Origin of the sequence: Sneathiella litorea (assembly GCF_009882915.1) — a bacterium.
GTDB classification, from domain to species: Bacteria; Pseudomonadota; Alphaproteobacteria; order Sneathiellales; family Sneathiellaceae; genus Sneathiella; species Sneathiella litorea.
This window is the reverse complement of sequence record NZ_WTUW01000002.1, coordinates 742,409-768,906: the sequence shown is the minus strand read 5'-3', so window position 1 is coordinate 768,906 and position 26,498 is coordinate 742,409. Positions and strand designations below refer to the sequence as shown.

Below are 26,498 nucleotides of genomic sequence, written 5' to 3'. Positions count from 1 at the left end.
ATAACGGACGATGGAGCAGTGAGGCTTGATGGCTGTGAGTACGGATACCCTTCAGACGTTGCTCAGGCAGCGTCAGGAACTGCGCGAAGCGCTGCTTGATTTGCGCAAGGAAATCGAGACGCTGGATGCCTCCTCCCTCGATCTCGTAAACCGGAATATCAAGAATCAGTCCGCGGGAAAAACGCCTGCGCCGATGCCTGACCCGGCGCTTGACCGAAAAGCAGAGATCCCACTCGAGCCATCCGCAGCGCCGATTCGAAGCGGGCAGGAACTTCCCCGCGAGGAGCCTGACCCACCGGAAGTCGCTGTTGAGGTGGAAAGCGGGGAAAAAGCTTCCCCCGAAAGGGCGGCGGCAGAGGTGAATAACGCAGAGTTGGACGAACCGAACGAACCGGACAAGCCGAGTAAGGCGGTCGAGGCGATTGAGGCGGACAAGACGGGCGACGGTCATGGAGACCTCGATAGCCTGATTGAAAAGGCGCGGGGCCTCTCCGATTACCTGTTAGACCATCCCTCGGAGCTGTCCCCTGCGGAGCTTGGCGCTCTCGATACCGCCATCACAAAAGGCGCCGCGGCAACCACCCCGGCGGAGAAGGATGCCAGCTATCACACCCTGCAGGCCGCCTATCGCAAAATCTCCGCCGAGAGTTTTGCCACCACCGGGGTGAACGGCACCACCCTGCGGGACAGTGCGGCCGGCGCGCCGCTGCTCTGGACGGTCCCGCTTTCAATCATAATTTTGACGGTCATCGTCTTTCCGCTCCTGCTGCTGGCGCGGCATCTCACGGGGCAGATGTTTACCGAGGAGTTTGCGGCCGATCTTACCTGGTCGATCGGGGTGACCGCCGCCTTTCTCTGGGGCGTTGTGGGGGCGCTCACGCTTCTTACCCTCAACATCGCGCTGGCGGTGCGCCGTCGTCATTTCGATGGCGGGGTGCGCACATCGCCAGGGTTGCGCGGATCCCTTGGTGGCCTCATCGGTGCGGCTTTTTTCATGACCCTCGAAATCTGGGTGCCGATGAAGGACGCGACGGCAGAGTTTGCCCTCAATATGACCGCCTTTGCGGGTGGGATTCTCTCTGCGATCCTGTTTGCGGGTGTGCAGCGCGGGGTCAGTATCGTGGTTGCTGTGTTTGAGCCCAAATCACCGAAGCCCACTGTCTCTCCCGCGTCCAAAAAATAACCTCCCGCGCTTGTCGCTTTCCGCGGAAGCGGATATACAGGGATCCAGACCCTTTACCCTTGCGCATGAGGCCAATTTGACCATTAACAGTATGACGGGATTTGCCCGGGCGAGTGGCTCCCTTGAGGGGGTCGGCTGGCTCTGGGAAGTGAAAAGCGTCAACGGCCGGGGGCTGGAAGTACGCTGCCGCCTGCCTTCGGGCTTCGACTATCTGGAAGACAAGTTGCGCAAAGCGGTCAAGGCCCGGTTCGAGCGGGGCAATATCAACCTTCACCTACAGCTTGAAAGCCGGACCGCCGGCGTCGCCTATCGCGTCAATCAGGATTTCCTTGAAGAGCTTCTTACCCTTGCCGGGAACTATGTGGAGGACGGGCAGGCCCGCCGCCCGCGTATGGACGGCATGCTGGGCTTGCGCGGCGTGATCGAGCCGAAGGAGGACCCGGCGGCAGATGTCGATGCGGAGACCTTCGCGGCGGCGCTGCTGACCTCGGCGGAGGAGCTGATTAACAGCCTTGAACAGGCGCGCGGAGAAGAAGGGGCGCAGCTGCACCCGGTTCTGCTCGCGCAGCTGGACGAAATTGAAACGCTGGTCGGTCGTGCCAGCGAAATCACCAAAAGCTGGCCCGAGCGGACCCGTGCCAAGATCAAGGCGCAGATGGCCCTGATCCTGGAGGCAGCGGAGCTGGAGGAGGGACGGCTGGAGCAGGAACTTGCCCTGTTGACGACAAAGGCGGATATCTCCGAGGAGATCGACCGGCTTACCGGCCATGTCGCCGCCACGCGCGAGCTGCTGGAAGGCAGCACGAAAGGCGGTGTGGGGCGACGGCTCGATTTCATCTGCCAGGAGTTCAATCGCGAGGCTAACACCCTCTGCTCCAAGGCCCATGACCGGGACCTCACCCAGATCGGCCTTGATCTCAAGGTGCTGGTCGACAAGATGCGTGAACAGGTACAGAATATTGAGTAGGAAGAGTTGAAGATGTCACCTGAAGTCGAGACAGAGGCCCTCACGAGGCGGGGCCTCATGCTAGTGCTCTCCTCCCCGTCGGGCGCCGGAAAAACCACCATTTCCCGCGCGCTGCTGAAGGAGGATGACAATCTGGTCATGTCGGTTTCGGCCACCACCCGCCCGCGCCGCCCGGGGGAGCAGGATGGCAAGGATTATTACTTTGTTGAGCCGGTGGACTTCAACCTGATGATCAATCGCGATGAACTGCTGGAGCACGCGAAGGTCTTCAACCATTATTACGGCACACCGCGCGGCCCCGTGGAGGACGCCCTCTCGGAGGGGCAGGACATTCTCTTCGATATCGACTGGCAGGGCACGCAGCAGCTCGCCCACAAGGCCCGCACCGATCTGGTGAGCGTCTTTATCCTGCCACCGTCAACCGAGGCGCTGGAAAAGCGCCTGAAGACACGGGCACTGGACTCCGCCGAGGTAATTGACCAGCGGATGTCCAAGGCGGCGGAGGAGATCAGCCATTGGAGCGAATATGACTATGTGGTCATCAATGACGATCTGGACCGTTGTCTTGCGGAGGTAAAGGCGATTTTGACCGCGGAGCGCGTCCGCCGAACCCGCCGCACCGGCCTGATCCAGTTTGTCAGCCGTCTGCGCGAAGGGTATTAGGCCGCCGCGTAGACTCGCGCCAACGCGCAGAATTCCTCAACCGATAGTTCCTCGGCCCGACGGGTTGGGGTGATCCCGGCTTTCTCCAGCATGTCCTCAGGCGGCTTGCCGAGGGGTTTGAGGCTGGCGCGCAGCATCTTGCGGCGCTGCCCGAAGGCGGCGGCGACCACCTTCTCCAATACAGCCTGATCGGCGGGAAAGGCGGGCTCGGCCCGCGGGCGCAGGGTTACCACTGTGCTGGTTACTTTCGGCGGCGGGGTGAAGGCGCGCGGCGAGATGTCAAACTCCCGCTTAGTCTCGCACAGCCACTGGCAGAGAATGCTGAGACGGCCATAGGCCTTGGTGCGGGGGACCGCCGTGATCCGGTCGGAAACCTCCTTCTGGAACATCAGGGTAAGGCTCGAGAACCGTTCCCGCTTGTTCAGCCATTTGATCAGCAGCGGTGTCGCCACATTATAAGGTAGGTTCGCAATGATCTTCGCCCTGCCGTCAAACAGCGCGGTCTCGTCGATCTCCAGCGCATCCTCATTCATGATTTCAAGGCGGTCGGGATAGGCCTCGGCGATATCGGCAAGCGCAGGCAGGCAGCGGGTATCCTTCTCGATGACGATGAGGCGTTTCGCGCCCGCGTCCAGGATCGCGCGGGTCAGGCCACCGGGGCCGGGGCCAATCTCGATGACTGTCTCGCCGTCTAGTTTTCCAGCGCAGCGAGCGATGCGGCCGGTCAGGTTGAGATCAAGCAGGAAATTCTGCCCTAGCGATTTTTCCGCATTGAGGCCATAGCGGGCAATCACCTCCCGAAGGGGTGGCAGGTCGTCGCCCTCAGTCATTGTTTGCGCTGGACATAACGGCCGCCATCTGGATCGCCGCAATCAGGCTGGACGGGTTGGCGAGGCCGCGCCCTGCAATATCCTCCGCCGTGCCATGATCGGGCGACGTACGGATGAAGGAGAGGCCGAGGGTGACATTCACCCCGCCGTCGAAATCGAGTGTCTTGATCGGGATCAGTGCCTGATCATGATACATGCAGATCGCGGCGTCATATTTCTCCCGCGCGGCAGGATGAAACAGGCTGTCGGCAGCAAAAGGACCGGTGATGTTCATTCCGCCGGAACGGAGCTTTTCCACCACCGGACGGATCAGGGTTTCTTCCTCCGTGCCGATGCTGCCATCCTCGCCCGCATGGGGGTTGAGCCCGGCAATGACGAGGCGCGGTTCCTCCAGTTTGAAGCGGGTCATCAGGTCTGCATGGGTCGTCTCGATCACATGGGTGAGACCTTCTGCGGTGAGCTGAGCCGGCACCTCCCGGATGGGGATATGGACGGTGGCGGGCACGACCTTCAGCTTCGGGCAGGCGAGCATCATCACCGATTTTCGGGGCCGGTTATCGAGCGCAGCGAGATATTCCGTATGGCCGGGATGGGTGAAGCCCGCCTCATACAGCCGCTTCTTGTGGATCGGGTTGGTCACGATGGCATGGACCGCGCCCTGCTGACACAACTCCGTGCCGAGGCGGATGGCCTCGATGGTTTGTTCCGCGTCGCTGAGCGCAGGGTCGAGCGGCAGGAGGGGCAGGGCATCTGCGAACACCGCCCGCGCATCGTCGGGGGAGGAGATTTCCCGGAGCGGGATTTCAGGCTCGAACGTTTCCAGCTGCGCCGCGATAACCTCCCGTCCGCCGATCAGGAAGAAGGGCGCCAGCTGCTCCTCCCGCCGGAGGGACCAGGCCTTCGCCGTAATCTCGATGCCGATCCCGGCGGGATCGCCCATGGTAACGGCAAGCAGGGGGGAGTCGCTCATGGTCTCACCACCCCGGGCCTAGCGGGTTTCGATTGTTGCGGCATTATGGATATCCTGCAGATAGCCGCGCGCGCGGTTCTCGGCCCGGCGGATCAGGATTTCCTGGCGGATTTCCTCCGGATCATTACTGCGCGCCTGCGGGTCATTGCGGTCGCAGACAACGAAAATGCGGTAAAGACCCTCATCCAGATAGGGGGTGCTGACATCCCCGGTTTCCATATCCTTCAGGATTGCCTTGATATTATCCGGCATGTCGCCGAGGCGGACCCTGCCGATCTTGCCGCTGTCGGCACTGTTCAATTCGGTGAGCAATGTGGGAAGCTGTTCGCATCCCTCGATCACATTACTGATGGTGGTGGCGAGCTTCTTCTGGTTTTCCGGGGTCGCATTTTCCCCGCTGCCGGCCGGAACGACGATCTGGGTGATGTCGAGGGTGACATCATCGGGATCCGCATCGAGGATCTTGCGGGTCTGTTGCACCAGCAGGATATAAAAACCGTCGGCAGCCCGGATAGGATCAGAGACCTGTCCAGGACCCAGGTCGGGCAGGGCCGCCCCGATTTCAGGGGGAACCTCGTCCGCCAGCACCCAGCCGACCGTCCCGCCGGTGGCAGCCGTTGGCCCCTGGCTGAACTGGGAGGCGGCACGCTGGAAAGAGGCACCAGAGCGCAGCTGCGAGACCAGATTGGCGACCGCATCGCGCACTTGTGCTTCCGGTGTGTTGGATTCAATCGGCAGGTAAATCTCGCTCAGGAAATATTCGGTCTCGCCCTTGTTGTTTTCCAGCCGCTTCTGCACGGCCTCCACTTCCTCGTCCGAAATGGTGATGCGAGGCATGATAAGCTGCTGGATCATACGGTTCCAGGTCAGGTTGGCGCGGACCTGCATCATCATCGTTTCGATGTCGATACTATTCTGGCGGAGTATCCGGTCCATCTGGCCAGGCTCCATGTTATTATTTTTCTCAAGGAAGGCAACGGCCTCCAGCACCTGTTCGTCGCTGATATTGATATTAAAGCGCGCGGCCTCCTGCAATTTCAGGCGGTCATCGATCAGGCGTGCCACCGTTGGATTGATGAGCTGTTGCCGGGTTTCCTGCGTATCGGGAAAACCGGACAGCGCAATTGTCAGGGCTATCCGCTGATCGAGGTCATAGCCGGAAATAATCTCGTCATTGACGATGGCGACAATTTTTTGCACGTCCTGGGCCAGAGCCGTCATCATGACAAGCATGAAGGCAATGCCTGCGAGCAGGGAGCTTTTCAACATTTGACGGATTAGCATTCTTACAAATCTTTACGTGTTTTACAAAATATGAGTCACTTGGCGCAGCTGGAGAATAGAATAACCTGTTCTGAGCCTAGTTGAAAGGCAGCAGTCTGAATTTGAAACTGATGCTGGTATTCGGCTCGACATCCCGGTCGCGTGTGAAGGACCGACTGGCCTCAAGCGTGAAACCGAAGCATTCATCGAGATATTCAAAGCCGATGGTGCCGTCAACGGAATTTCCCGAATTGACAAGGTTTCGCCGATAGCTGCCATAAACGCTCCAGAACTCGGCGACTTTGGTCTTGCCTTCGATATAGACTTCCTCACGCTTGTTCTGTGACAGGCTGTTGACGTCATCGCGCAAATAAACATAGCCGAGGTTGAACCAGTCATCCGTCCTGCCCATTTTCATTGTCACCTCATTGCGGGCGAGGTACAGGCTGTCGTGATCCAGTCGTATCCGGTTGACGAGTTGCAGATAATGAGCGGGGCGGATTTCCAGACGGGCGACATAGTCCGAGAACTGGTCTTCGAGCCCGGTGCCATTTTCAAATCCGGTATTGTTGCTGAAGTTATAGCTTTGCCCGAACAGCAGGGTCGTATAGCCGCCCGAAGCCCCGTAAACGCCCATATTGATCCCGTAGTTCACGCGGGCGCCGGTTTCCACCTCATCCAGTCCGGCGTAGCGGTTGGAGCCGAACAGGTTCGTATCGTCAAACTCGAAGCTCAGGCTATCCTCATTCGGTGTATCATTGTCACCGAGGACATCAGACCAGACCCCCTCAACGATCGGCTCGACCATCTGGCGAATGGTGCCTGCCTGCCGAACAAAGGGATACCGCCATTTGACGGAGGCGGAGGGAACGACACGGCCATAAAAATCGTTCTGATCCGTCGCGCTGGAAGGGTCGTCCGGGTCGGCGAGGATATCATGGGCATAATACAAATCGCCGCGCAGCGAGGTATCGAAGGTAATGACCTGGCCGTTCGACGTGGTGTAGGGGATATGATACCCGCCCTCCAGCGAGAAGCGGTCCGTATCCTGCCCATCCGTACGGTAAATCGCGAGGGCATCGGCGTCGGCGCTGAACCGGCCCCCAAAGGAATTGGGCTCACCGACAAAGGAGTAATTCCACCAGCCCGGGACGATCGGGGTCTCGCCGGCGTCATCATCTTCGGTCAGCCCCTGGAAGCTGTAGGCGCTGAGCTGCGAATAATTTCGGCCGCGCTGCCCCGCCAGATAGGCGTAGGAGGTCAGCGTGTCTTCGTCGCTGATATCATATTTCTCGAGATAGGTGTCGTGGCTGGTCCGAAACACATCATACCCCCAAACCCAGGTATCATCGATGCGGAATTGACCATCGCCGCGTATATGGCCCTGAAATTCCTTGTCCCCCGTCTCGATATTGTTGTCGTCCACCTCGTCGACATAGGTGAGGGAGCCGTCAAATTGAAACTTTCCGCTTTTCACCGCCTGTCGATATTCCGCGGCCATTTGCACACCTTCTTTCGAGGTGATGGTCGGCGTAATGGTCATGTCCTTGTCTTCAGAAATGACGTAGTAATAGGGGGTGGTGACCCCATAGCCGAGGATCGATGAGGTAAACGCCGTGGGTGCCAGAAACCCGCTTTCGCGATCAACTGTCGGGTCAGGATGCGAGAAATAGGGCGTATACACAATCGGGACGCCGAAGAATTCCAGAAAGGCATTGCGATAGGTGATGGTTTTTTCTGTCCGGTCATGAATGACTTTCTCGGACTTGATCTGCCAGATCGGCGCGCGGGTTGGATCCTCCCGGCAGGGCTCGCAGCTTGTAAAGACAGCCTTGTTCAAGACAGTACGGTTCTCCGTCTCGCGCACGGCATCATGGGCGGCGAGGCGGGATCTATCGGTAAAGAGGAGCTTGAAATCCCGGATCGCGCCGGTCTTGAGCTCATTCTCAAGGTCCATATTATCGGCAAACAGGACATTGCCGGTTGGGTCCATCAGGACAACATTTCCCTCTGCACGGACCGTGTCGGCGCCGATGTCGTAGATAACCCTGTCAGACCTGAGGATGCGGTCACCCTGCACGATCTCGACATTACCGGTGGCCTCAACTCGCTGCTCGGTATTGAAATAGGTAACTTCATCAGCGGTCAGCAGCGCTTCCTTGGATGTATCAAGCTCGGTTGGCACCGCGTCCGCCGCAAAGCTTAGGGTCACGGGCACCGGCAGGAGCAAAGCCGCTGCAAGGGTCAAGGGCATCATCCGCCGCATCTTCTAACCATCCTCCAGATGAAACATCATGGCCAGCCCGAACAGGGTAATGGCCGCCGCCGGAATCCACGCTGAAAAGACTATCGGCAAATTCCCGGATAACCCCAATGCATAGATGATATCCGTCATGAAATAAAAGACAAATCCCGTCGTGATCCCGCCCAGTACCATAAGGACCGTTCGGCCCTGACGCAGCGTGCGCAGGGAGAAGGTTGCGGCCACCAGAACCATAGCCAGCATCAGGATCGGCCCGGCCATCAGGCTGTACCAGTGCAGGCGGTGGCGGTCACCGGAAAATCCGGCGAGTTCCAGCGTCTCGATAAAGCCCGGAAGATCCCAGAAGGAGAGCGTCGCCGGGGATGCAAAGCTTTCCTGAATCTGGAGTACCGTGAGGGAGGTGGGAAGCTCTATCTTGTCGTGCCGTTCGGCCGGTTTATTGGGGCCGGTGATGACGACATTATCCAGTTCCCAAAAACCGGGATGTAGCCGCGCCTGTTCCGCATCGATCCGGCCGATAAACTCGTCATTGGTATCATATTTGAAAATGATCACATCCGTCAGGTCGAGCCCGCGATTAATAGCCCCGCGCGCATGAATGACCGAGAGCCCCTTATCATCGACCTGCCGTAGCCAGAGATCATTGGTGGAGAGGGTTAGCAGGTTAGTTTTCGTCTCAAAATACCTTGCCTCCATCCGGTCGTTCTGGCTCTGCATGGTGGCGGCGATAGGATTGATGACCGTCAGCACCACCAGTCCAATGAGAAAGGAAATGAACAGGGAGGGAAAAAGGAATTGCCAGACCGACACGCCGGTCGCACGAATGACGGTGAGCTCACTGGATTTCGAAAGGCGGAAGAATGTCAGCATGCCGCCAAAAAGGGCAATAAAGGGCAGCAGTTTCAGCGCCAGGGTCGGGATGCGCAGGAGCACCATCTGCAGCAGGATGACGATGGTGATATCCTCTCGGTCGCCGCCGCGGCGCAAGGCCTCGATAAAATCGGCGAGGAAGACAATCGTCATCAGGACGCTGAAAATTATCACGACATTTTTAAGATACTGCTTGGCAAGGTAAAGCGATAGCGTCTCGGGTAACAGCATCAGCCCGGCTCCCCGTTGGCCAGGTTATCCGGCGCTATCTTGTTATCAAGAAACCAGAGTTGGCGGCCGGACGCAAGATAAGCGGCGGCGAACGAAATCAACACCGGCAACAGATAGAGAGCTGTCGTGACCAGAGCCGGTTGTGCCGTCGCCCGAAAGAGGGCCATGGCGGAAATCAGCAGGAGGACACCGGCCGCGGCGGCAACGGTCATCCGCCTGGATCGACCGCGGCGGGAAAACTCTCCCCCCATCACGCCGGCAAGCGCGATAAAGACGAGCGCCACCGCATAGAACGGCAGCACTATGCGTTGATGCAGCTCTGCGTTCAGTTTGCGCGCTTCCTGCTGGACACGCTCGCTGTCTTCCGGGTTGATCAGTTCCCAGATATAGCGATGCTCCGGTGAGAGCCAGCGGGCACCGCTCTTCTTCTCGAACTGGCTGATATCGAGCGTATATTGGTCAAAATAGAGCAGGCTCAGCTTGGCATCGTCCTTTGAGACTTCCTGAAGATTTCCGACATGCATCACAAAGCGCGGACCTTCCTCGGTTTTCACGAAGGCACCACGCTCCGCCATATAGGTGACGGGTTTTTCCGGTACCCGTTCGTCATGAACCAGGATACCCAGCATCTCCCCGGTGGAGGTCTTCTCTCGGACATAGACCGTGACGCCAGCGGCGAGCGAATTGAACACCCCCTCGCGCAGGACCACCGCCGCAAGGCTGTCCTGCCAGGCGACCCGCAGCTCCGTCACCGTCCGGTTTCCATAGGGTACCAGGAGAAAGCCGAGAAAATACATGATCAGCGCAATAATCAGCGCGAGATAAATAGCCGGTTTGGCGAGTGCCGATTTACTGAGGCCCGCTGCCCACATAACGATGAGTTCACTATCGGAATAAAGCTTGTTAAAGGCGAACAATGTCCCGAAAAACAGCCCCAGCAGAAGCGTATAACGCAGGATTTCGGGGAGCAGCAATAAAGAGAGATAGAGAAAGGTGGAAACCGGTAAACCGTTAATCAGCTTTTCGACAAACTTGAGTGACTGCGATAGCCAGATCACCCCGGTCAGCGAAAAGGTTATAAAGAGCATTGGTACAGCCAATTGCCTCATAATATAACGGTTAATATTTTTCATGTTGGGGAGTATAGCGATAGTTTTGCTTGTTGCCAGTCAGGAAAGGACGCGCTATGAAAAATATTATGCACAAATAGTTGATGACGCACCGTATCGCTGATTCAAATAACGAAAACAATAGGAATTTTCCATGAAGTTCGCATTTTCTGAAATCTCCCTTCCCAAACGCGGGTCGCTCGCGGTCGCGATCTATGCCGATAAAGCGTTGTCCCCGACCGCGCAGGAAGTGGATGAAAAGACCAATGGTGCCCTTTCCCGCGCGCTGGAGACAAGCCGCTTTACTGGCAAGAAGGGTGATTTCCTGGAGATTGTCGCACCGACCGGCCTTGAGGTGTCTCGCGTTGTCCTGTTCGGCTTGGGCGAGACGGAAAAGCTCGGCCAGCTGGATATGGAAAATCTCGGCGGGTCCCTCGTCAAAAGGTTGAACAGTTCCGGTGCGCGCAGTGTCACCGTTATCCTTGACGAACTTGGCGCGGAAGATATCAAAACGAATGAGGCTGCGGCCTCTGTCGCCATGGGCGCAATGCTCGGCTCCTATCGTTTCCAGAAATACAAGACCAGCACGGATGCAGCATCGGAACCGACACTCACCCGCATGACGGTGTCCTGCAAGGGCTCGGCGACTGCACGCAAGGCTTTCGCCGATATGGAAGCATTGGCCGAAGGCGTCTTCCTCACCCGAGACCTGGTGAGTGAGCCGGCCAATACACTCTATCCGGACAGCTTCGCCGAGCAGTGCCTTGCGCTCTCGGACATGGGCGTTCATGTCGAGGTGCTGGACGAGGCGAAGATGCAGCGGCTTGGCATGGGCGCGCTGCTCGGTGTGGGGCAGGGCTCCCGCCGGGAAAGCCGCCTCGTCGTCATGCAGTGGAACGGCGCAACCGGCAAGAAGGCCAGCCGCAAGCCGCTCGCCTTCGTTGGCAAGGGCGTTTGTTTCGATACCGGCGGCATCTCCATCAAGCCCGCCGCCGGGATGGAGGAAATGAAATGGGACATGGGCGGCGCGGGCACCGTGACCGGCCTGATGAAGGCGCTGGCGGGTCGCAAGGCGAAAGTCAACGCTATCGGCGTCATCGGCCTCGTCGAGAATATGCCCGACGGCAATGCGCAGCGGCCGGGCGATATTGTCACTTCCATGTCCGGACAGACGATCGAGATTTTGAACACCGACGCGGAGGGCCGTCTCGTGCTCGCAGATGCGCTGTGGTACACGCAGGATCGCTTCAAGCCGGAATTCATGGTTGATCTCGCGACGCTCACCGGGGCGATCATCGTCACACTCGGCCACGAAAACGCCGGGCTGTTCTCGAACAACGATGAACTCTCGGAGCAGATTTTCGAGGCTGGTAAGGCTGTGGGCGAGGGGGTCTGGCGCCTGCCGATGTCCGACGCTTACGCCAAGCAGACGAAATCCCCCATCGCCGATCTGCAGAATATCGGCACCGGCGGGCGGGGCGCAGGCTCCATCGTCGCGGCGGAATTTCTGCAGAAGTTCGTGAATGATGTGCCATGGGTCCATCTCGATATCGCTGGCATGGCTTGGTCCAAGGCCGACAAGCCGACGGTGCCGAAGGGCGGCACGGGCTATGGCGTTCGCCTGCTCGACAAGTTCATTCGCGACTATTACGAGGGCAAATAGCACCCCGTGAGCGAGGTCAGCTTCTATCACCTGCAATCGGACCCGATCGAGCGGGCGCTGCCGCGTCTGCTCGAGAAGGTGACGGAGCGCGGCTTTCGCGTGATTGTGCGCGGGGTGATGGAGAAACGGCTGGAGGCGCTCGATGAGAGCCTCTGGTCCTACCGGGGTGAGAGTTTCCTGCCCCATGCGCGCGACGAGTCCGGCCTCGATCCCGCGGCGCAGCCGATCCTGCTCACCCGCGCGGGCGAGGGGAATGCGAACGGCGCCAATGTCCTCGTCCTGACCGAGGACGCCGCGGCCGACGACTTCGAGAAATTCGAGCGCTGCCTCTATATGTTCGACGGTAATGACGAAACGGCGCTCACCGCCGCCCGCACCCGCTGGAAAGCCTTCAAGGAGCAGGATATTGCGGTCAGCTACTACCAGCAGACAGAAGCAGGGTGGGAGAAGAAGGCGTGATGGGTCATGGATGAGATGACAGAGCAGCCCGAAAATGCCGCGCCTGCGTCATCGGCGATGCGGCCGCGCCGTCAGTTGCTGGTCAAGTTCCTGCTGCTGGTATTGGTCCTGCTCGGTTATTTTGGCTATCTCGCCTATGAATATGACGTGGCGACGGGCGGGATCGCGGCGCTGCTGACCTGGAGCTTTTTCGTCCTCTGTACGCCGGTGGCGGATGCGGGTTTCCTGCTCGATTTCCCGCTCCGGCTGTTGTTCCAGATCCGCATGGTGATCTCGGAGGTGGCGGTGTGGATTGTCGCCATCCTTATCAATGTGACCACCCTCAGCCTCGCGCCGCAGTATTACGACACCACGATCGTGACGCATCTGCTGGGGCAGATCCTGCGCAATCCCTATCCCTACTGGGCGGTGATCCTGCTCTCTGGTATCGGGACCTTTCTCTCAATCCGCTTCGGCGACGAGCTGATGGACGTGATCCGCCACCGCGACCGGCAATTCTTCCACTCCCACCAGTTCAAGCACGAACTCGTCCTCTTCGCCTTCTTCCTCTTCGCCCTCTTCGCCTATTTCGAACTGATCGCCTCACTGGGGATTGAGACGCAGATTTAGGGGGATTTACGGGGGCTGGAGGCGGAGACGGGCCTTCACTACAACTACTTCCGCGACTATGACCCGACCACCGGCCGCTACCTCCAGTCCGACCCCATCGGACTCGCAGGCGGGATCAACACCTACGGCTATGTCAGCGGCAATCCGGTGAATTATGTGGATCCGACGGGTGAGTTTGCCTGTGGAGGTGTCTGTATTGCCGTGGTCGGTGCCGCAGTTGGTGTGGGAATTGACTATCTCTTGGAGCTGCATGAAAACAATTGGGAGCCGGAATGCGTCGATTTAGTTAAATTCGCTAAGGACGAAGCGCCATGGTTACTGCTGCCTGTGGCGGCTAAAGGTGTAAAATACGCTAAAACATTTTGGAAAGCGGCAAAGAAGCCGCCATTTTGGTCATCAAGTAAATCGCGTAACGCAGTGGAAAATGCATATGATCATTATAAGAAGCATGGAAAGCAGTTCCCTGAATATGAAAATGCCAGCCAATATGTAAAAGGGGCACAGAAATTCACCAGTAACCCTCCAAAAAGTACGTTAACTAAATCACGCCCAAATGGTGATAAACTACTTTATGATCCTAAATCGAATATGTTTGCGGCAAAAAATTCTCTCGGTGCCCCGAAAACAATGTTTCGGCCGACGGGAAAAAGTAAATATTGGAACAATCAATAAGGTTTAATTATGAAATATGCTTGTCCATGTTGTAGTTACTTGACCTTTGACGAAATGCCTGCGGGTTCTTTTGATATATGCCCTGTGTGTTATTGGGAGGATGATCCGGTTCAAAGTAAAGATCCAAACTTTGTTGGTGGAGCGAATGGAGTAAGCCTGATTGAAGCCAAAGCTAATTTCTTGAAATTTGGCGCAGTGAAAAAAGAGTGCCAACGCTATGTTAGGCAGCCATTGCCGGAGGAAGTGCCAAAATGATCGTCGGTCTTTGCCGACGCGATCAGGCTGGTCTCCAATGACGGGGAGGAGATGAACTTCGTCCACCCTGATCATCTCGGCGCGCCGCAGAAGATGACGGATGTGGATCGCAACATCGTCTGGGACGCGAGCGCACCGAACCCTTCGGGGAGGAGGACAGCCTTATCGGCTCCGCCGCCAACGATAACCGCCCTAAGCCGCGCCTTCGGCCTCAAGTTCTTCCGTAAGCGCGAGCCATTTTTCTTCCGTGCTGGCAAGGTCCGCTTTCAGGCGGCCGATCTGGTCGGTGAGCTTGGCCTGATGCGCCGGGCCCTTGTCGTAGGTCGTGGGGTCGGCGAGTTCGGCTTCGAGCTTTTTCTGCTGGGCGGCAAGCTCCTGCATCGTCTTTTCAAGGCGGGTAACTTCTTTTCGCTTCGGGGCGAGAGCGGCACGCGCTGCGGCGCGCGCCTTTCGCGCCTCTTTCCCGGATAGTTTCGGCTGCCCCGGCGCCGTGTCATTCTTGCGGCTGTTGCTGCCACCGCGCGCGGCGTCGAGCACTTCCTTCTTGTAATCCTCGATATCGCCGTCATAGGCATGCACGCCGCCGTCCTTCACCAGCCAGAGCCGGTCGGCGACGAGGGAGACGAGATGCGGGTCATGGCTGATGAGCAGGACCGCGCCCTCATACTCGTTGAGGCCCTGGATCAGCGCCTCGCGACTATCAACGTCAAGATGGTTGGTCGGCTCGTCGAGGATGAGCAGATGCGGTTTTTCCTCCGCGATCAGGCAGAAGTTGAGCCGCGCCTTCTCGCCGCCTGAGAGCTGCTTTACCGCCGTGTCGGTCTTCTGGCGCGAAAAGCCGAACTGGCCGAGACGGGCACGCACCTTGGATTCTTGCGCGTTTTCCATTTTCGCGGCGAGATGCTGGTAGGCGGTCTCGTTCTCATGCATCTCGTCAAGCTGATGCTGCGCGAAGAAGCCGATTTTCAGCTTGTTCGATTTCTGCATATTCCCGGTTTCGGGTTTCAGCCGGTTGGCGAGCAGCTTGGCGAAGGTTGATTTGCCGTTGCCGTTGGAACCCAGCAGCGCGATGCGGTCGTCCATATCGATGCGCAGGTCGAGCCCGCGCAGCACTGGCTTGCCCGGCGCATAGCCGACGGCGCAATGCTCCATCGTGATAATGGGGGAGGAAAGCGGCTCCGGCGCGTGGAAGGTCAGGCTCGCCGTATGTTCATCGACAATGCCGACGACCGGCTTCATCTTCTCCAGCATCTTCACGCGGCTCTGCGCCTGTCGTGCCTTGGACGCCTTGGCGCGGAAGCGATCGACAAAGCTCTGCAGATGCTTGCGCTGTGTTTCCTGCTTGCGGGCCATGCCAGCCAAGAGTTCCATCTGCTCGCGGCGGGTTTTCTCGAAGAAATCGTAGTTGCCGGTATATTTGACGAGCTTCATCTGGTCGAGATGGGCGATTTCCGTCACCACGTTATTCAGCAGGTCCTTGTCATGGCTGATGATGACGAGGGTGCGCTGATACCCGCGGAGGAAATTCTCCAGCCACAGGGTGGCCTCCAAATCGAGATAGTTGCTCGGCTCGTCGAGGAGAAGGAGGTCAGGTTCGGCAAAGAGCGTGCCCGCAAGCGCAACACGCGTCCGCCAACCGCCGGAGTAGGACGAGCAGGAGCGCTGCTGCGCCTCATGATCGAAGCCGAGGCCGGCGAGGATTTTCGCCGCCCGTGCCTCCGCCGTGTGGGCGTCGATGTCGGCAAGGCGGGTGTGGATTTCGGCAATGCGCATGCCGTCGGTGGCGGTCTCCGCCTCCTTCATCAGGGCCGCGCGCTCAATATCGGCGGCGAGTACCGCCTCGATCAGGCTTTCCGGGCCGCCCGGCGCTTCCTGCGGCAGGACACCCAGGCGCGCACCGTTGCGCAGCTCAATCGTGCCGCCGTCGGGATGAATTTCCCCGGTGATCATCTTGAGCAGCGTTGACTTGCCGGTGCCGTTGCGCCCGATCAGGCCAAATTTATGCCCGACCGGAATATGCAGCGAGGCATTTTCCAGCAGTGTACGTCCGGCGATGCGGTATGTCAGATCCTTGATTTGTAGCATGGGGCACTCTCTAACAGAAAGCGCGCCCGCCCGAAAGGCGGAAAATTGCCTATAGACACGAAATCGGAGGGTTCTTCTTGACATGCAGGTAAATACCTGCATAAATTTCATCCTAAGGAGTAGAGTATGGATGATGACAAGACATTCAAGGCGCTGGGCGATCCGACACGCAGGAAGCTGCTGGACCTGCTCTGCGAGAAGAACGGCCAGACGCTCGGGCAGCTATGCGAGCATCTGGACATGAAGCGCCAATCCGTGACGCAGCATATCGGGCTGCTGGAGGAGGCCAATCTTGTCTCAACGGTAAAGCGGGGGCGGGAGAAACTTCATTTCCTCAACCCGGTGCCGCTGCAGATGGTTTACGAGCGATGGATACGGAAATTCGAGCAGCAGCGCCTCGCCCTGCTGCATGACCTGAAAACCGAACTGGAAGGAGAGAATGATGAGCAGTGAGACAGTAACATTCGTCTATGTGACCTATATCCGCGCGACGCCGGAAAAGGTATTCGAGGCGATTACCCGGCCCGAAATTGCCGCCCGCTACTGGGGCCATGAGAATGTCTCCGACTGGAAGGTGGGATCGCGCTGGGAGCATGTGCGCGCCAATGATAAGCGGGAAGTGATGCTGGCTGGCGACGTGGTGGAAATTGATCCGCCGAAACGCCTCGTCATTAGCTGGGCGAACCAGTCCGACTATGACAACCCCGACAAGCATAGCCGGGTCACCTTCGATCTGGTGCCGTATGAGGATATGGTGAAGCTGACCGTCACCCATGACGAATTGGAGGCGGGCAGCGGGATGGCCGAGGGGATCTCGCGGGGCTGGCCGCTCGTGCTTTCCAGCCTCAAATCCTATCTGGAGACGGATGAACCCATGGATGTTTTCGCCAACCCCTGCGCCACGGAAAGCGCGGCGTAAAACGGCTTACCCTGCGCGGATCATCGCCTGGACGGACTTCTGGCAGGCGGTGATCAGCGCGTCTAGCGGCAGATGCGCTGGCTCGGCGAGGATCTGCATGGCAACGCCGCGTAGCAGCCCGATGATCAGGCCTGCGAGGATCGCCGGATCGAGGGAGGATGGGAGTTCCCCTCTTTCCATCCCGAGGGTGAGATAGGTCATAATTTCACCGCGGAACACCTGGTTCACATGGGCGATCTCCTCTCCGATTTCGGGGAGGGAGCCAAGACCTTCCCCCATCAGCACATAGAGCGCCCGGATGCGCGACCCCCGGGCGGCCACATCCTTGAGATAGGTCGCCACGAAGGTTTCAAGCTGCGCCGCGGCAGGGCGCGGATCACTCTCCTTCGACGGAGGGGAGAGGGTTTCGTCCGTCTCGAACCGGTTGAGAATATGGGCGATCACGGCGCGTAGCACCCGATCCTTGCTGCCGAAGCGGTTGCTGACCAGCGTGCCCGTGCAGCCCGCGCGGCGGCCAATCTCGATCAGGGTTGTGCGCTGATAACCCTTTTCGGCGAACAGTTCCGTCGCCGCCTCGATAATGCGCTGGCTGGATTCCTGTCGACGTTCCGGGTTTTTCCGCGGGCGCAGGGCGGCAGTGGCAGGGCTCATGTCAAATCCCATGTAATATCAAGAGGATACCACCATATCAAAATAGTTGTTGGTCAACAACAAATTTAATGATATGTCTTCAGAAAATAAAAATACGGGGATGTCCAATGATTACAGTGACAAAAATTGATGCGCCCTGCGGCGCCCGGATTGAGGGAGTCGATCTGTCGGCTCCTATCGGTAAAGAAGACCTGGCCACTATCCGCAAGGCGTGGATGGATCATCATGTTCTCGTCTTCCCGGACCAGAAGCTGGACAATGACGATTTCGTAAAGTTTGCCGAATATCTCGGTCCGATTGGGGATGATCCGTTCTTTCACCCCATCGACGGTCATGAAAAGATTGCGGCGGTCCATCGCTACGCCCATGAGACGGGGCGGATCTTTGCCGACAACTGGCATTCAGACTGGAGCTTCATGCCCGTGCCGCCGTCGGGCACGATGCTTTATGGCAAGATTATCCCGACGGAAGGGGGCGACACCCTCTTTTCCAACCAGCATCTGGCGTGGGAGGAAATGCCACCGGAGATGAAGGAACGGTTCGAAAACCTGACCGCTGTTCACTCGGCCGGCGGGGCCTATTCCCGCGATGGCGCCTATTCGGAGAAAAATTTCAAGGGCGCGATGCGGTTCAACATCTCTGACGAGGCGAACAAGACGGAGACACACCCGGTCATCCGCAACCATCCGGAAACCGGGAAGAAGGGAATTTTCGGTGGCGGCTATCTGGTCGATCTCGACGGGATGGATCACGACAGCGCGAAGTTGAGGCTGAAAGAGCTCTATCGCTGGCAGGGACGGGAGGAATTTGTCTATCGCCATAAATGGGAGCCGGACATGCTCGTCCTCTGGGATAACCGCTCCGTCCTGCATTGCGCAACCGGCGGATATGAGGGGCAGGAAAGATTGCTCCACCGCCTCACCATTGCCGATAGCCCGGCCTATTACTGACGAAAGATGACCCGCGGGAGAGGGCTGGGCCGACAATTGCGCGCGCGGGGCTTCAATTTTGCCGTAAATCTGTTGCCCCTTGCGCGCATCCCCGCTATAAGGCGCGGAAATATTCCTTTGTCCCCTACATTAAGGTGAGTGACCCAATGGCTCTTGAACGTACTTTCTCCATCATTAAACCCGATGCAACCCGCCGCAACCTGACTGGCAAGATCAACGCCAAGCTGGAAGAAGCCGGCCTGCGCATCGTCGCGCAGAAGCGTATCCAGATGACCCGCGAAAATGCTGAAACCTTCTACAGCGTTCACAAGGAACGGCCGTTTTTTGGTGAGCTTTGCGACTTCATGGTTTCCGGCCCGGTTGTCGTACAGGTTCTTGAAGGGGAAAACGCCATCATGAAGAACCGCGAAGTCATGGGCGCGACCAACCCGGCCGACGCTGACGAAGGCACGATCCGCAAGGAATTCGCCGAAAGCATCGAAGCCAACTCCGTGCATGGCTCCGACAGCCAGGCTAACGCCGCGATCGAGATTGCCTATTTCTTCTCCGGCTCTGAAATCGTCGGCTAAGGATAGCTTACCCCAAAGAAAAGGCCCGCAAGTTAGCGGGCCTTTTTTTTGTCTCTGTCCGGACGGGGAGTTACTTCTCGCCGCTCGCGGCCTCGGACTTGTCAAGGAAAGTGACGGTTTCGGGCAGGTCGCGCGGGTTGTCGCTATGCTTTAAGTGACCATCGATCTTCGCGCCCGGCTCGATACTGAGGGAGGCATGAATAATGTCGCCCTTGACCGTCGCGGTGGAGGTGACGGTGATTTCCTCACCGCGAAGGCTGCCATTCACCGCGCCGCGGATGATCAGCGTGCCCGCGTTGATATCGCCGGTAATCTCGGCATTCTGCCCGATGGTCAGTAATTTTGCCTGCACATCGCCACTGACCTTGCCGTCGATCTGGATTTCCCCCTCCGAGGTGAGATTCCCCTCGATATTGAGATTTTCAGCGATGATCGAGGGCATGGCGTTGGATTTTGTGGATTTTGGCTCGTTCTTGCTGTTACTGGAAAACATGGAACAACCTCACTTCACGGTTTACTCGTTGGCGGCTTTCTCGACTTTCGGCGTTGCTTTGAACGCGTATCTTCCAGCCTTGATAAAATTCACCGGATCCTGATGCTCACCTTCATACATGATTTCGTAGTGAACATGGCGACCGGTGCTTCGACCGGTTGAACCCATTACGCCAATTTCTGTCCGGTATTCAATTTTCTGGCCGTTTTTGACCAGTACTTTTTTCATATGCGCATAGCGCGTCTGGAAACCACGGCCATGGTCGATGGTGACCATATTGCCATAGGCGCCGTTACGACCGGCAAACGTCACAACGCCCGGCGCGGTGGCCAGAACCTTGGAGTTTTTCGGACCCGCGATATCAACGCCGGAATGGAAGGCGGTCCGCTTGCTCATCGGGTCGCGCCGCTTGCCAAAGCTCGAGGTGATATAACCAACATCCACCGGCCGGGCGAGGGGGAGCTGGTTGAGCAGGGTCTGTAGAGACTCCCACCGCGCAAGGCTCGCCTCCATCTTCTGGGTCTGGGCGTAGTAATCCTGTTCCGTATCCAGCAGGTTCGCGCTGGGTGTCACGGCGAGGAAGGGGCCGCCAAGGCCGATATCCGCCTCAGCGCCAAGCAGTTTCTCCGGATCCAGGCCCGTCAGCACGATAATCTCGCGCAGGGCCATGACGCTTTCGTTGGTGCGGTCATGGATCCGCGCAATCAGGTCCTTGTTCTCCATCGACATTTTTGTCAGACGTGACCGCAGGGCACCGACTTCGTTGCTGAGTTGGTCTTCACTGTGAAGCCGGTTGTTGAATTCCTGCTTCAGGTTGGCAAACTCGGCGCGGGTTTCTTCCAGTTGTTTATAAATTTCATCCTTGGTCGAGGCATAGAGATTGACGAGGCCCCGCAGGCTCGACAGCCGCTGTTCCGTTTTCTGGCGGTCGGTGTCGGCCTCATCGCGTGCACGGGCGGTCTGGAACAGCACCTTATTGATCTGCATGATCTCCAGTTCAAGCTGCTCGCGCCGCTCATTGGTGCTGTGCAGGCTTTCCCCAAGGACGCGGATGCGGTCTTCCAGGGATTTCTTCTCCATCGCATCACCAGGAGAGGCAGAGGCAAATTCCAGCGCCTTTTCCACCACATGCCGGTCGGCGAGAATATCCTCAAGGCGCATATACTGCTGATCAAGCTCGGCCTGGGTGGCGGCAATCTTCGCCTGGGCGAGCTCAAAATCCGCCGAGACGGCGCTAAAATCTGATTGGAGGGAGAGAAGGGCCGCCTGCTGCTGCGTTACTTCCCGGTATTGCAGTGCGCCGGACACCATGAGATAGGCGAACATGCTGCCAAAACCGACGGCGGCGGCAAAACCCATGGCTTGCGCCGCAACAGAAAGGCGGAGGTATTTCAGCTGACCACGCGTGGAAATGATAACCTGACGGTCCGTAAAGAGCTTATTCACGACGGCCTTCAGCTTCATTTGCTCATCCTGATCTTCTGTTGAGTTTCAATAAATACGGGAATGCGAGGTAATAGAACCGATTTTCTCGTTAACTTCAACTGCTCACCGAGACCGCTAAATTTTGGCGTTTTTTGTCTCTTTTGACAATTGCGGCATGGACAGCGGATGGTAGTAATTGACAGGCAGTCCAGCAACTGATCGCGCCTCTTCGTTAAATGGGGGTTTTAAAAGGCCTTTAAAGAATTTTTTTACAAGTGCCTGCCAAGTCTTTTCGGCGTCGATGCCGCTCTTTTCACAGAAATGATGGAACCAGCGGCTGCCGATTGCGACGTGACCAATTTCATCTTTTAGGATTATGTTAAGCACGTTGACGCTCTTTTCGTCGCCGATCCTGCCGAATCGGTCAATCATCGCGGGCGTCACATCGAGGCCGCGCGCCTCCAGCACCATCGGCACCACGGCGAGCCGGGCGGCGAGGTTCTCACGTGTTGACATCGCCGCCTCCCACAGCCCGTCATGGGCGGGAAAATCACCGTAAGAATAGCCAAGTTCCGCAATCCGCTCGGCGAGCAGGGTGAAATGCTTCGCCTCCTCATCACCAACGCGGACCCAGTCGTCATAAAAGGCGCGGGGGAGGTCCTGATCGGTGAAGCGCGCCACCATGTCCCAGGCGAGATCGATGGCGTTCAGTTCGATATGCTGCACCGCATGGAGAAGGGTCGCCCGCGCTGCGTCGGATTGCCCGCGCCGACGCGGCATTTCCGCAGGGGGAAGCAGTTCGGGCCGGTCGGGACGCGCGGGACGGTCGGGCGGCGTCAGGCTGCCGATCTTCATCGCGCCATTTGAGGCCCGCCAAGCGGCGGCGGCTTCCCGGCTTTTGGCGGCCTTTGTCGCGGCGTCCGCCTCGGTAAGGACAGAGACCGCAAGTTCAGAGAGAGTTGTCACCGTCTACAGGGCTTTCGCCGCCTCCAGCACCGCATCCACATGCTCTTTCACGCGCACCTTGCGCCAGACAGTGCGGATGATTCCTTCGCCATCGATCAGGAAGGTCGAGCGCTCGATCCCCATATATTCACGGCCGTAGTTCTTCTTGAGGACCCAGACGCCAAACGCCTCGCAGGTCGCGCCATCCTCATCGGAGGCGAGAATGACTTCCAGCTCCTGCTTTTCGCGGAAATTCGCATGTTTTTTGAGGGAGTCACGGGAAACCCCGATCACCTTCACGCCGAGTTTGTCGAATTCCTTGATACTGGCGGTGAAATCCTTCGCCTCGGTGGTGCAGCCGGGGGTGTTGTCCTTGGGGTAGAAATAGAGCACAAAGGGCGTGCCTTTCAGGGCAGACAGGCTCACATCCTCCCCGCCATCGGTGGGCATGTTAAATTCCGGGGCTTTCTCTCCAACTTGCAGTACCGTCATAATTTAGATCCAATCAAACACACAACTTAAACAGTTATCGTAAACATACATAAACTCTTGAAATGCCGTAGTTTACCTTTTAACATTTACTCAAACATTGCACAATTGTACTGATTGTCAGATGTTCTAGGTTTTTTTGATCCGTGCAGATGAACGGCTGTATATTGTCACTGATTCAGGTGAAGAATCATCATTTATCAGAATACATGAGAATAGGGGTCTTTGGCGAATTGCTTTGGATGACTCAGTATAAAATTTAGTTCATTTAAAAATTTTAGGAGTGATAGGTTTGTATGTCAGCAACGAAAAACTTCTTTCACTGAAAGTATTCTATCTAGGAAGAAAGATTACGAAAAATCTTCAAAGTATCGTTGATGCTCTGAAGATGGTTGATGCTGCATGCGAAAAGTTAGAAAGACAGGTAAGTCACAAACAAAGAAAGCGGCTTGTCTTCTACTATCTGCTTGGAAGTGAAATTTCTAGAGGCGATGAAAAATCCATTATTTATAGGCAAAAAGCGAAGCGGGTGGCGGATGATATAAAATGTATGTCTTATTATTATTATATGCGGATTAAGGAGGCAACATCCCTATCCAAGAAAGTAGACGGTTTTAGTTCAGGTGTCATTAGAAGTATAGGTGCCCAAGATGATGGTTATCAAGTTGAGGTCAATCGTTTTGGAGGGGTCAGGTCAATAACTGACAACGCAAGCCGGGCCGTGGAAGTCGATCTTAATCGACTATCACCAAAGAATAGAGATTTCTTAGAAAGCACAAATCTTATGAAAATGCTTAAACACCACGGCATCAATTATCCTTGATTATGACATTTACATGTATAAAAAAGTAGGAGAGAGGATGAAGGTTACCGACGCTGCAATGGAACGCCATATGCTCTGAATACCCCGCCATCGGTGGGCATGTTAAATTCCGGGGCTTTCTCTCCAACGTCGGGCATGGGTCACTCCTTTTCTGCGTCACCGGCGAGGTAGTCATTCAGGAGCCGGTCGATATCCTCCTGTGCGGTCTTGAGCTTTTTAGCGAGCTCGTCGAAATTATCAACCTCCGCGGTGGCCGCGAGAGCATTTTTCAGCGCGAGCGGGATGGTCTCGTCGATTTTCCGTCCGCCGAGGCAGAGCTGCTTGAGGCCGCTGATATTGAGGTAAAGCCGGAGGATTTCGACCAGCCTGTCGGCCACGTCCGGCGCTAAAATCCCTTCCGACTTCATGACCTTCAGGCTGTCCATGGAATTGGGATCAAGAATGTCCGGATGATCCGGGCCATGCTTAAGGCGGAGATACTGGCAGAGGAATTCAAGGTCCATCAGCCCGCCGTGCGCATGCTTGATGGCAAGCGGGTTGTCGCTGCCATGCTGTTTCAATACCCGCGCCCGCATGTCGAGGGTATCTGTACGGATTTTCTCATTATCGCGCTTGGTGAGGGCGATCTCGCGCAGCATTTTCTCGGTCTTCTCGCAGAGAGCCGCATCGCCTGCGATCACGCGTGCCCGGGTGAGGGCCAGATGCTCCCATGTCCAGGCCTCGTCCAGATAATATTTGCGGATACTCTCGATTGGCAGTGCGATGGGGCCGGATTTGCCATGAGGCCTGAGCCGCATATCGACCTCATAGAGCTTTCCCTCGCCGGTATGAACGCTGAGCGCATTGATAAAGCGCTGGCAGAAACGGGTATAGTAGAGGCCCGCCGAGATTGGCTTTTTGCCATCGGTCATCATGTCTTCTTCCGGGGTCTCGAACAGGAAGACCAGGTCCGCATCGGAGGTCGGGGTCATCTGGCGGCTGCCGAGCTTGCCCATGGCGATCACGGCGAATTGTCCGCCAGGGACGACGCCGTGGGTCCGGGCGAATTCCTCCCGTACCTTAACCAGTATCGCTTCCAATATCACGTCCGCCACGTCGGAGAAGGCAGGGCCGGCGGCCACCGTCGCACCAAGACCGGTGCCATGATCAACATTATCGAGGATCTGTACGCCGAGGCGGAACTTGCGGTCGTTCGCCCAGCGGCGCGTGTAGTCGAGGACATCCTGAAAATCCCGCGCGGTGGAGAGGATCAGTTCAAGATCAGCGGCGAGATAGTCTTTCGGCGGCAGCGGTGCCATAAATTCACTGTCCAGCACGCCATCCAGCAGCATCGGGTTCTGGGACAGGGTCTCCGCCAGCTCCGGCGCCATGCCCATGACCTTCGCCAGCAACTTGAGCAGGCTCGGATGTGCCTTGAACATGGTGAACAGCTGGACCCCGGCGGGTAGTTTCTGCAGGAATACATCGAAACGGGTGAAGGCGGCGTCGGGGTTGCTGGTATCGCCCAGCGCCTCGAGGATTTGCGGCATCAACGCGGTGAGGATCTGCTGCGTGCGAACATTGCGCGTCGCCCGGTAACGGCCGTGATGCCATTCGCGGATTTTCTGGGAGATGGCGCTGGTATTCTCGAACCCCAGCTCGGCGAGGGAGTTGAGCGTTTCCGGATCATCCTCTGCCCCGGTGAATACCAGCCGGCCGGCCTTGCGGTCTGTCGTTTTCTCAAACGCGAACAGGGCGTCATAATGGCCCTGCACGGTTTCAAGCGTCGCGCGCAGGCTGGCACGGAATTCCGCCGCATCGTCGTAGCCAAAAAAGACGCCGAGTTTTCGGAACTCCTCCGGATCCTCCGGCAGGAGCTGGGTCTGCTCGTCATGGGTCATCTGCAGGCGATGCTCCAACTCACGGAGGAAAATATAGGCCTCCTGCAACTCTTCCCGCACAGAGGTGCCGATTTTGCCCGCAGCCGCAAGCTGGGAGAGGGTGCCAAGCGTCGTCACCTCGCGTAGCAGCGGGTTGCGCCCGCCCTCGATCAGCTGCTGGGTCTGGCAGAAAAACTCGATCTCGCGAATGCCACCGCGACCGATCTTGATGTTATGCCCTTCGAGGGAGATTTTCGAAAATCCCTTGTGGGTGTGGATTTGGGACTTGATTGCCTGAATATCCTCGATTGCCGCAAAATCCATGGATTTGCGCCAGATGAAAGGCGTCAGGAAAGTAACAAACTCTCGCCCGGCGACAATGTCCCCGGCGATGGCGCGGGCCTTGATCATGGCGGCGCGTTCCCAGTTCTGTCCCTGACTTTCGTAATAGACATGGGCCGCCCCGATGGAGAGCGCGATCGGCGTTGCGCCGGGATCGGGTCTCAGGCGAAGATCGGTGCGGAAAACGTAGCCATCGCGGGTGCGTTCCTGCATCATGGTGACGAGGTTGCGGGCGAGGCGGACGAAGCAATCCTGAACCGAGCGGCGGCCGGTATAGGTGATTTTCTGCGCGTCAAACAGCACGATCAGGTCGATATCAGAGGAATAGTTGAGCTCGCCCGCGCCAAGCTTGCCCATGCCGAGAATGATCAGGCCGCTGTCCTTTGTCGGGTCATCCGGGTGGGGCAGGACCAGCTCGCCCTTGTCGCTCGCAGCTTTCAGGAGATGACGGCAGCAAATTTCCACCGCCGTATCGGCAAACTTTGAGAGCACGCCTGTGATTTTCATCAGTTCCCAGACTTTCCCCATGTCGCAGAGCGCGGTCAGCAGGGCAATACGCCGCTTGGCGATGCGCAGCGCCGCCATGACCGCATCGCGATCCACGTCGAGAGGGCAGTCTGCATGGAGCGCATTATATATCCAGCGAAGCGTTTCCTCTGCTCCGTCTTCAACCAGATGGCGGAGAAGATGTGGCTCGGCCAGCAGGCAGGTGGAAAGAAATGGGCTGTTCCCGAAAATACTGGCGAGGATGCGCGCCCCCGCCGCCGAGGTTTCGAGGTTGCCCGCAAACTCCGCAAGCGTCGGATCCTCCGCCGTCACTTCTTTCCAGCTTTCAAGGCCGACAGCAAGCTGCTCCGCATCGCCGGGGGAGGGAAGCTCCGCCACCACGTCGGCAAAGGGAATTTTTTTAATTTCTGTTATATCCTGCATTCCTAATCCGG

General features: G+C 57.5%; 25 protein-coding genes and 2 pseudogenes. 14 read left to right on the top strand and 13 right to left on the bottom strand.

Translation table 11 applies throughout. The features are described from left to right. The first annotated feature begins 28 nt into the window (after positions 1 to 28). From GQE98_RS09980 to gmk, 3 genes are all read left to right on the top strand, one after another. Positions 29 to 1,183: a chorismate mutase family protein gene (locus GQE98_RS09980; RefSeq protein ID WP_161315498.1), complete on the top strand. Its 1,155-nt coding sequence runs from the start codon at positions 29 to 31 to the stop codon at positions 1,181 to 1,183. 76 nt (positions 1,184 to 1,259) lie between these two features. Continuing rightward, positions 1,260 to 2,150, top strand: coding sequence for a YicC/YloC family endoribonuclease (locus tag GQE98_RS09975; protein ID WP_161315497.1), 891 nt, complete (start codon positions 1,260 to 1,262; stop codon positions 2,148 to 2,150). Between the two features lie 12 nt (positions 2,151 to 2,162). Further along, positions 2,163 to 2,813: a guanylate kinase gene (gene gmk / locus GQE98_RS09970; RefSeq protein ID WP_161315496.1), complete on the top strand. Its 651-nt coding sequence runs from the start codon at positions 2,163 to 2,165 to the stop codon at positions 2,811 to 2,813. On the opposite strand, the gene rsmA is transcribed toward gmk, so the two are convergent. The 6 genes from rsmA to lptF form a co-directional block, all read right to left on the bottom strand. After that, complete coding sequence (rsmA, locus tag GQE98_RS09965) at positions 2,810 to 3,643, bottom strand: 16S rRNA (adenine(1518)-N(6)/adenine(1519)-N(6))-dimethyltransferase RsmA (protein WP_161315495.1); 834 nt, start codon at positions 3,641 to 3,643, stop codon at positions 2,810 to 2,812. The genes gmk and rsmA overlap by 4 nt on opposite strands. Beyond that, positions 3,636 to 4,613 carry a 4-hydroxythreonine-4-phosphate dehydrogenase PdxA gene (gene pdxA, locus GQE98_RS09960; RefSeq protein WP_161315494.1) on the bottom strand — a complete coding sequence of 326 codons (978 nt, stop codon included), beginning with the start codon at positions 4,611 to 4,613 and terminating at the stop codon, positions 3,636 to 3,638. The genes rsmA and pdxA overlap by 8 nt, the downstream gene beginning before the upstream one ends. Positions 4,614 to 4,631: 18 nt before the next feature. Continuing rightward, complete coding sequence (locus GQE98_RS09955) at positions 4,632 to 5,897, bottom strand: peptidylprolyl isomerase (RefSeq protein WP_161315493.1); 1,266 nt, start codon at positions 5,895 to 5,897, stop codon at positions 4,632 to 4,634. A 76-nt stretch (positions 5,898 to 5,973) separates the two neighbouring features. Then, positions 5,974 to 8,133 (bottom strand): LPS-assembly protein LptD, encoded by a 2,160-nt coding sequence (locus tag GQE98_RS09950; protein WP_161315492.1) that lies wholly within the window; start codon positions 8,131 to 8,133, stop codon positions 5,974 to 5,976. 12 nt (positions 8,134 to 8,145) lie between these two features. Further along, positions 8,146 to 9,240 (bottom strand): LPS export ABC transporter permease LptG, encoded by a 1,095-nt coding sequence (gene lptG, locus GQE98_RS09945; RefSeq protein WP_161315491.1) that lies wholly within the window; start codon positions 9,238 to 9,240, stop codon positions 8,146 to 8,148. Then, a complete protein-coding gene (gene lptF, locus GQE98_RS09940; RefSeq protein WP_281351272.1) occupies positions 9,240 to 10,373 on the bottom strand; it encodes an LPS export ABC transporter permease LptF in 1,134 nt (377 codons plus the stop codon). The genes lptG and lptF overlap by 1 nt, the downstream gene beginning before the upstream one ends. Before the next feature lie 130 nt (positions 10,374 to 10,503). On the opposite strand from lptF, the gene GQE98_RS09935 reads away from it, so the two are divergent. From GQE98_RS09935 to GQE98_RS18545, 6 genes and pseudogenes are all read left to right on the top strand, one after another. After that, the gene (locus GQE98_RS09935) at positions 10,504 to 12,012 is read left to right on the top strand and encodes a leucyl aminopeptidase (RefSeq protein ID WP_161315489.1); all 1,509 of its coding nucleotides are present in this window, start codon (positions 10,504 to 10,506) and stop codon (positions 12,010 to 12,012) included. A 6-nt stretch (positions 12,013 to 12,018) separates the two neighbouring features. Further along, positions 12,019 to 12,471 (top strand): DNA polymerase III subunit chi, encoded by a 453-nt coding sequence (locus GQE98_RS09930; protein WP_161315488.1) that lies wholly within the window; start codon positions 12,019 to 12,021, stop codon positions 12,469 to 12,471. A gap of 6 nt (positions 12,472 to 12,477) precedes the next feature. Next, positions 12,478 to 13,080, top strand: coding sequence for a hypothetical protein (locus GQE98_RS09925; RefSeq protein ID WP_202526217.1), 603 nt, complete (start codon positions 12,478 to 12,480; stop codon positions 13,078 to 13,080). An 18-nt stretch (positions 13,081 to 13,098) separates the two neighbouring features. Continuing rightward, positions 13,099 to 13,266 (top strand): annotated as a pseudogene (locus GQE98_RS18445) (RHS repeat-associated core domain-containing protein); the annotation flags it as partial. Between the two features lie 495 nt (positions 13,267 to 13,761). Beyond that, positions 13,762 to 14,007 carry a CPCC family cysteine-rich protein gene (locus GQE98_RS09915; RefSeq protein WP_161315487.1) on the top strand — a complete coding sequence of 82 codons (246 nt, stop codon included), beginning with the start codon at positions 13,762 to 13,764 and terminating at the stop codon, positions 14,005 to 14,007. A 51-nt stretch (positions 14,008 to 14,058) separates the two neighbouring features. After that, a pseudogene (locus GQE98_RS18545) lies at positions 14,059 to 14,127 on the top strand (hypothetical protein); the annotation flags it as partial. Positions 14,128 to 14,199: 72 nt separating this feature from the next. Here GQE98_RS18545 and GQE98_RS09910 read toward each other — a convergent pair. Continuing rightward, entirely contained in the window at positions 14,200 to 16,092 is a 1,893-nt protein-coding gene (locus tag GQE98_RS09910; RefSeq protein WP_161315486.1) for an ABC-F family ATP-binding cassette domain-containing protein, read from the bottom strand. 126 nt (positions 16,093 to 16,218) lie between these two features. Between GQE98_RS09910 and GQE98_RS09905 the strand changes: the two genes are divergently transcribed. Both GQE98_RS09905 and GQE98_RS09900 read left to right on the top strand, forming a co-directional pair. Next, entirely contained in the window at positions 16,219 to 16,545 is a 327-nt protein-coding gene (locus GQE98_RS09905) for an ArsR/SmtB family transcription factor (protein WP_161315485.1), read from the top strand. Next, a complete protein-coding gene (locus tag GQE98_RS09900) occupies positions 16,535 to 17,011 on the top strand; it encodes an SRPBCC domain-containing protein (protein WP_161315484.1) in 477 nt (158 codons plus the stop codon). The genes GQE98_RS09905 and GQE98_RS09900 overlap by 11 nt, the downstream gene beginning before the upstream one ends. Before the next feature lie 6 nt (positions 17,012 to 17,017). On the opposite strand, the gene GQE98_RS09895 is transcribed toward GQE98_RS09900, so the two are convergent. Continuing rightward, a complete protein-coding gene (locus GQE98_RS09895; RefSeq protein WP_161315483.1) occupies positions 17,018 to 17,662 on the bottom strand; it encodes a TetR/AcrR family transcriptional regulator in 645 nt (214 codons plus the stop codon). A gap of 107 nt (positions 17,663 to 17,769) precedes the next feature. Between GQE98_RS09895 and GQE98_RS09890 the strand changes: the two genes are divergently transcribed. Together GQE98_RS09890 and ndk are read left to right on the top strand one after the other, a co-directional pair. Then, on the top strand, positions 17,770 to 18,612 hold the full coding sequence (locus GQE98_RS09890) for a TauD/TfdA dioxygenase family protein (protein ID WP_161315482.1): 843 nt from the start codon (positions 17,770 to 17,772) through the stop codon (positions 18,610 to 18,612). 146 nt (positions 18,613 to 18,758) lie between these two features. Beyond that, a complete protein-coding gene (ndk, locus tag GQE98_RS09885; protein ID WP_161315481.1) occupies positions 18,759 to 19,181 on the top strand; it encodes a nucleoside-diphosphate kinase in 423 nt (140 codons plus the stop codon). A gap of 70 nt (positions 19,182 to 19,251) precedes the next feature. Here ndk and GQE98_RS09880 read toward each other — a convergent pair whose 3' ends face one another. The 4 genes from GQE98_RS09880 to bcp all read right to left on the bottom strand — a co-directional run bounded on the left by GQE98_RS09880 (position 19,252) and on the right by bcp (position 22,536). Beyond that, the gene (locus GQE98_RS09880) at positions 19,252 to 19,674 is read right to left on the bottom strand and encodes a bactofilin family protein (RefSeq protein WP_161315480.1); all 423 of its coding nucleotides are present in this window, start codon (positions 19,672 to 19,674) and stop codon (positions 19,252 to 19,254) included. A 21-nt stretch (positions 19,675 to 19,695) separates the two neighbouring features. Continuing rightward, the gene (locus tag GQE98_RS09875; RefSeq protein ID WP_161315479.1) at positions 19,696 to 21,138 is read right to left on the bottom strand and encodes a M23 family metallopeptidase; all 1,443 of its coding nucleotides are present in this window, start codon (positions 21,136 to 21,138) and stop codon (positions 19,696 to 19,698) included. Positions 21,139 to 21,234: 96 nt separating this feature from the next. Continuing rightward, positions 21,235 to 22,065 (bottom strand): DUF455 family protein, encoded by an 831-nt coding sequence (locus GQE98_RS09870; RefSeq protein WP_161315478.1) that lies wholly within the window; start codon positions 22,063 to 22,065, stop codon positions 21,235 to 21,237. 3 nt (positions 22,066 to 22,068) lie between these two features. Continuing rightward, the gene (bcp, locus tag GQE98_RS09865; RefSeq protein WP_161315477.1) at positions 22,069 to 22,536 is read right to left on the bottom strand and encodes a thioredoxin-dependent thiol peroxidase; all 468 of its coding nucleotides are present in this window, start codon (positions 22,534 to 22,536) and stop codon (positions 22,069 to 22,071) included. A gap of 289 nt (positions 22,537 to 22,825) precedes the next feature. Between bcp and GQE98_RS09860 the strand changes: the two genes are divergently transcribed. Continuing rightward, entirely contained in the window at positions 22,826 to 23,356 is a 531-nt protein-coding gene (locus tag GQE98_RS09860) for a hypothetical protein (RefSeq protein ID WP_161315476.1), read from the top strand. 140 nt (positions 23,357 to 23,496) lie between these two features. Here the strand turns inward: GQE98_RS09860 and GQE98_RS09855 are convergent, their stop codons facing one another. Further along, entirely contained in the window at positions 23,497 to 26,487 is a 2,991-nt protein-coding gene (locus tag GQE98_RS09855) for a bifunctional [glutamine synthetase] adenylyltransferase/[glutamine synthetase]-adenylyl-L-tyrosine phosphorylase (protein WP_161315475.1), read from the bottom strand. Between the last annotated feature and the right edge of the window lie 11 nt (positions 26,488 to 26,498).

Bases quoted from the DNA above. Each gene is read 5' to 3' on its own strand.
- GQE98_RS09935 (WP_161315489.1), top strand. From the start codon at position 10,504: ATGAAGTTCGCATTTTCTGAAATCTCCCTTCCCAAACGCGGGTCGCTC.
- GQE98_RS09855 (WP_161315475.1), bottom strand. From the start codon at position 26,487: ATGCAGGATATAACAGAAATTAAAAAAATTCCCTTTGCCGACGTGGTG.
- GQE98_RS09900 (WP_161315484.1), top strand. From the start codon at position 16,535: ATGAGCAGTGAGACAGTAACATTCGTCTATGTGACCTATATCCGCGCG.
- lptF (WP_281351272.1), bottom strand. From the start codon at position 10,373: ATGAAAAATATTAACCGTTATATTATGAGGCAATTGGCTGTACCAATG.
- gmk (WP_161315496.1), top strand. From the start codon at position 2,163: ATGTCACCTGAAGTCGAGACAGAGGCCCTCACGAGGCGGGGCCTCATG.
- GQE98_RS09895 (WP_161315483.1), bottom strand. From the start codon at position 17,662: ATGAGCCCTGCCACTGCCGCCCTGCGCCCGCGGAAAAACCCGGAACGT.
- GQE98_RS09980 (WP_161315498.1), top strand. From the start codon at position 29: ATGGCTGTGAGTACGGATACCCTTCAGACGTTGCTCAGGCAGCGTCAG.
- GQE98_RS09890 (WP_161315482.1), top strand. From the start codon at position 17,770: ATGATTACAGTGACAAAAATTGATGCGCCCTGCGGCGCCCGGATTGAG.
- GQE98_RS09950 (WP_161315492.1), bottom strand. From the start codon at position 8,133: ATGATGCCCTTGACCCTTGCAGCGGCTTTGCTCCTGCCGGTGCCCGTG.
- GQE98_RS09905 (WP_161315485.1), top strand. From the start codon at position 16,219: ATGGATGATGACAAGACATTCAAGGCGCTGGGCGATCCGACACGCAGG.
- GQE98_RS09925 (WP_202526217.1), top strand. From the start codon at position 12,478: ATGGATGAGATGACAGAGCAGCCCGAAAATGCCGCGCCTGCGTCATCG.
- GQE98_RS09910 (WP_161315486.1), bottom strand. From the start codon at position 16,092: ATGCTACAAATCAAGGATCTGACATACCGCATCGCCGGACGTACACTG.
- bcp (WP_161315477.1), bottom strand. From the start codon at position 22,536: ATGACGGTACTGCAAGTTGGAGAGAAAGCCCCGGAATTTAACATGCCC.
- lptG (WP_161315491.1), bottom strand. From the start codon at position 9,240: ATGCTGTTACCCGAGACGCTATCGCTTTACCTTGCCAAGCAGTATCTT.
- GQE98_RS09915 (WP_161315487.1), top strand. From the start codon at position 13,762: ATGAAATATGCTTGTCCATGTTGTAGTTACTTGACCTTTGACGAAATG.
- GQE98_RS09875 (WP_161315479.1), bottom strand. From the start codon at position 21,138: ATGAAGCTGAAGGCCGTCGTGAATAAGCTCTTTACGGACCGTCAGGTT.
- ndk (WP_161315481.1), top strand. From the start codon at position 18,759: ATGGCTCTTGAACGTACTTTCTCCATCATTAAACCCGATGCAACCCGC.
- pdxA (WP_161315494.1), bottom strand. From the start codon at position 4,613: ATGAGCGACTCCCCCCTGCTTGCCGTTACCATGGGCGATCCCGCCGGG.
- GQE98_RS09880 (WP_161315480.1), bottom strand. From the start codon at position 19,674: ATGTTTTCCAGTAACAGCAAGAACGAGCCAAAATCCACAAAATCCAAC.
- GQE98_RS09955 (WP_161315493.1), bottom strand. From the start codon at position 5,897: ATGCTAATCCGTCAAATGTTGAAAAGCTCCCTGCTCGCAGGCATTGCC.
- rsmA (WP_161315495.1), bottom strand. From the start codon at position 3,643: ATGACTGAGGGCGACGACCTGCCACCCCTTCGGGAGGTGATTGCCCGC.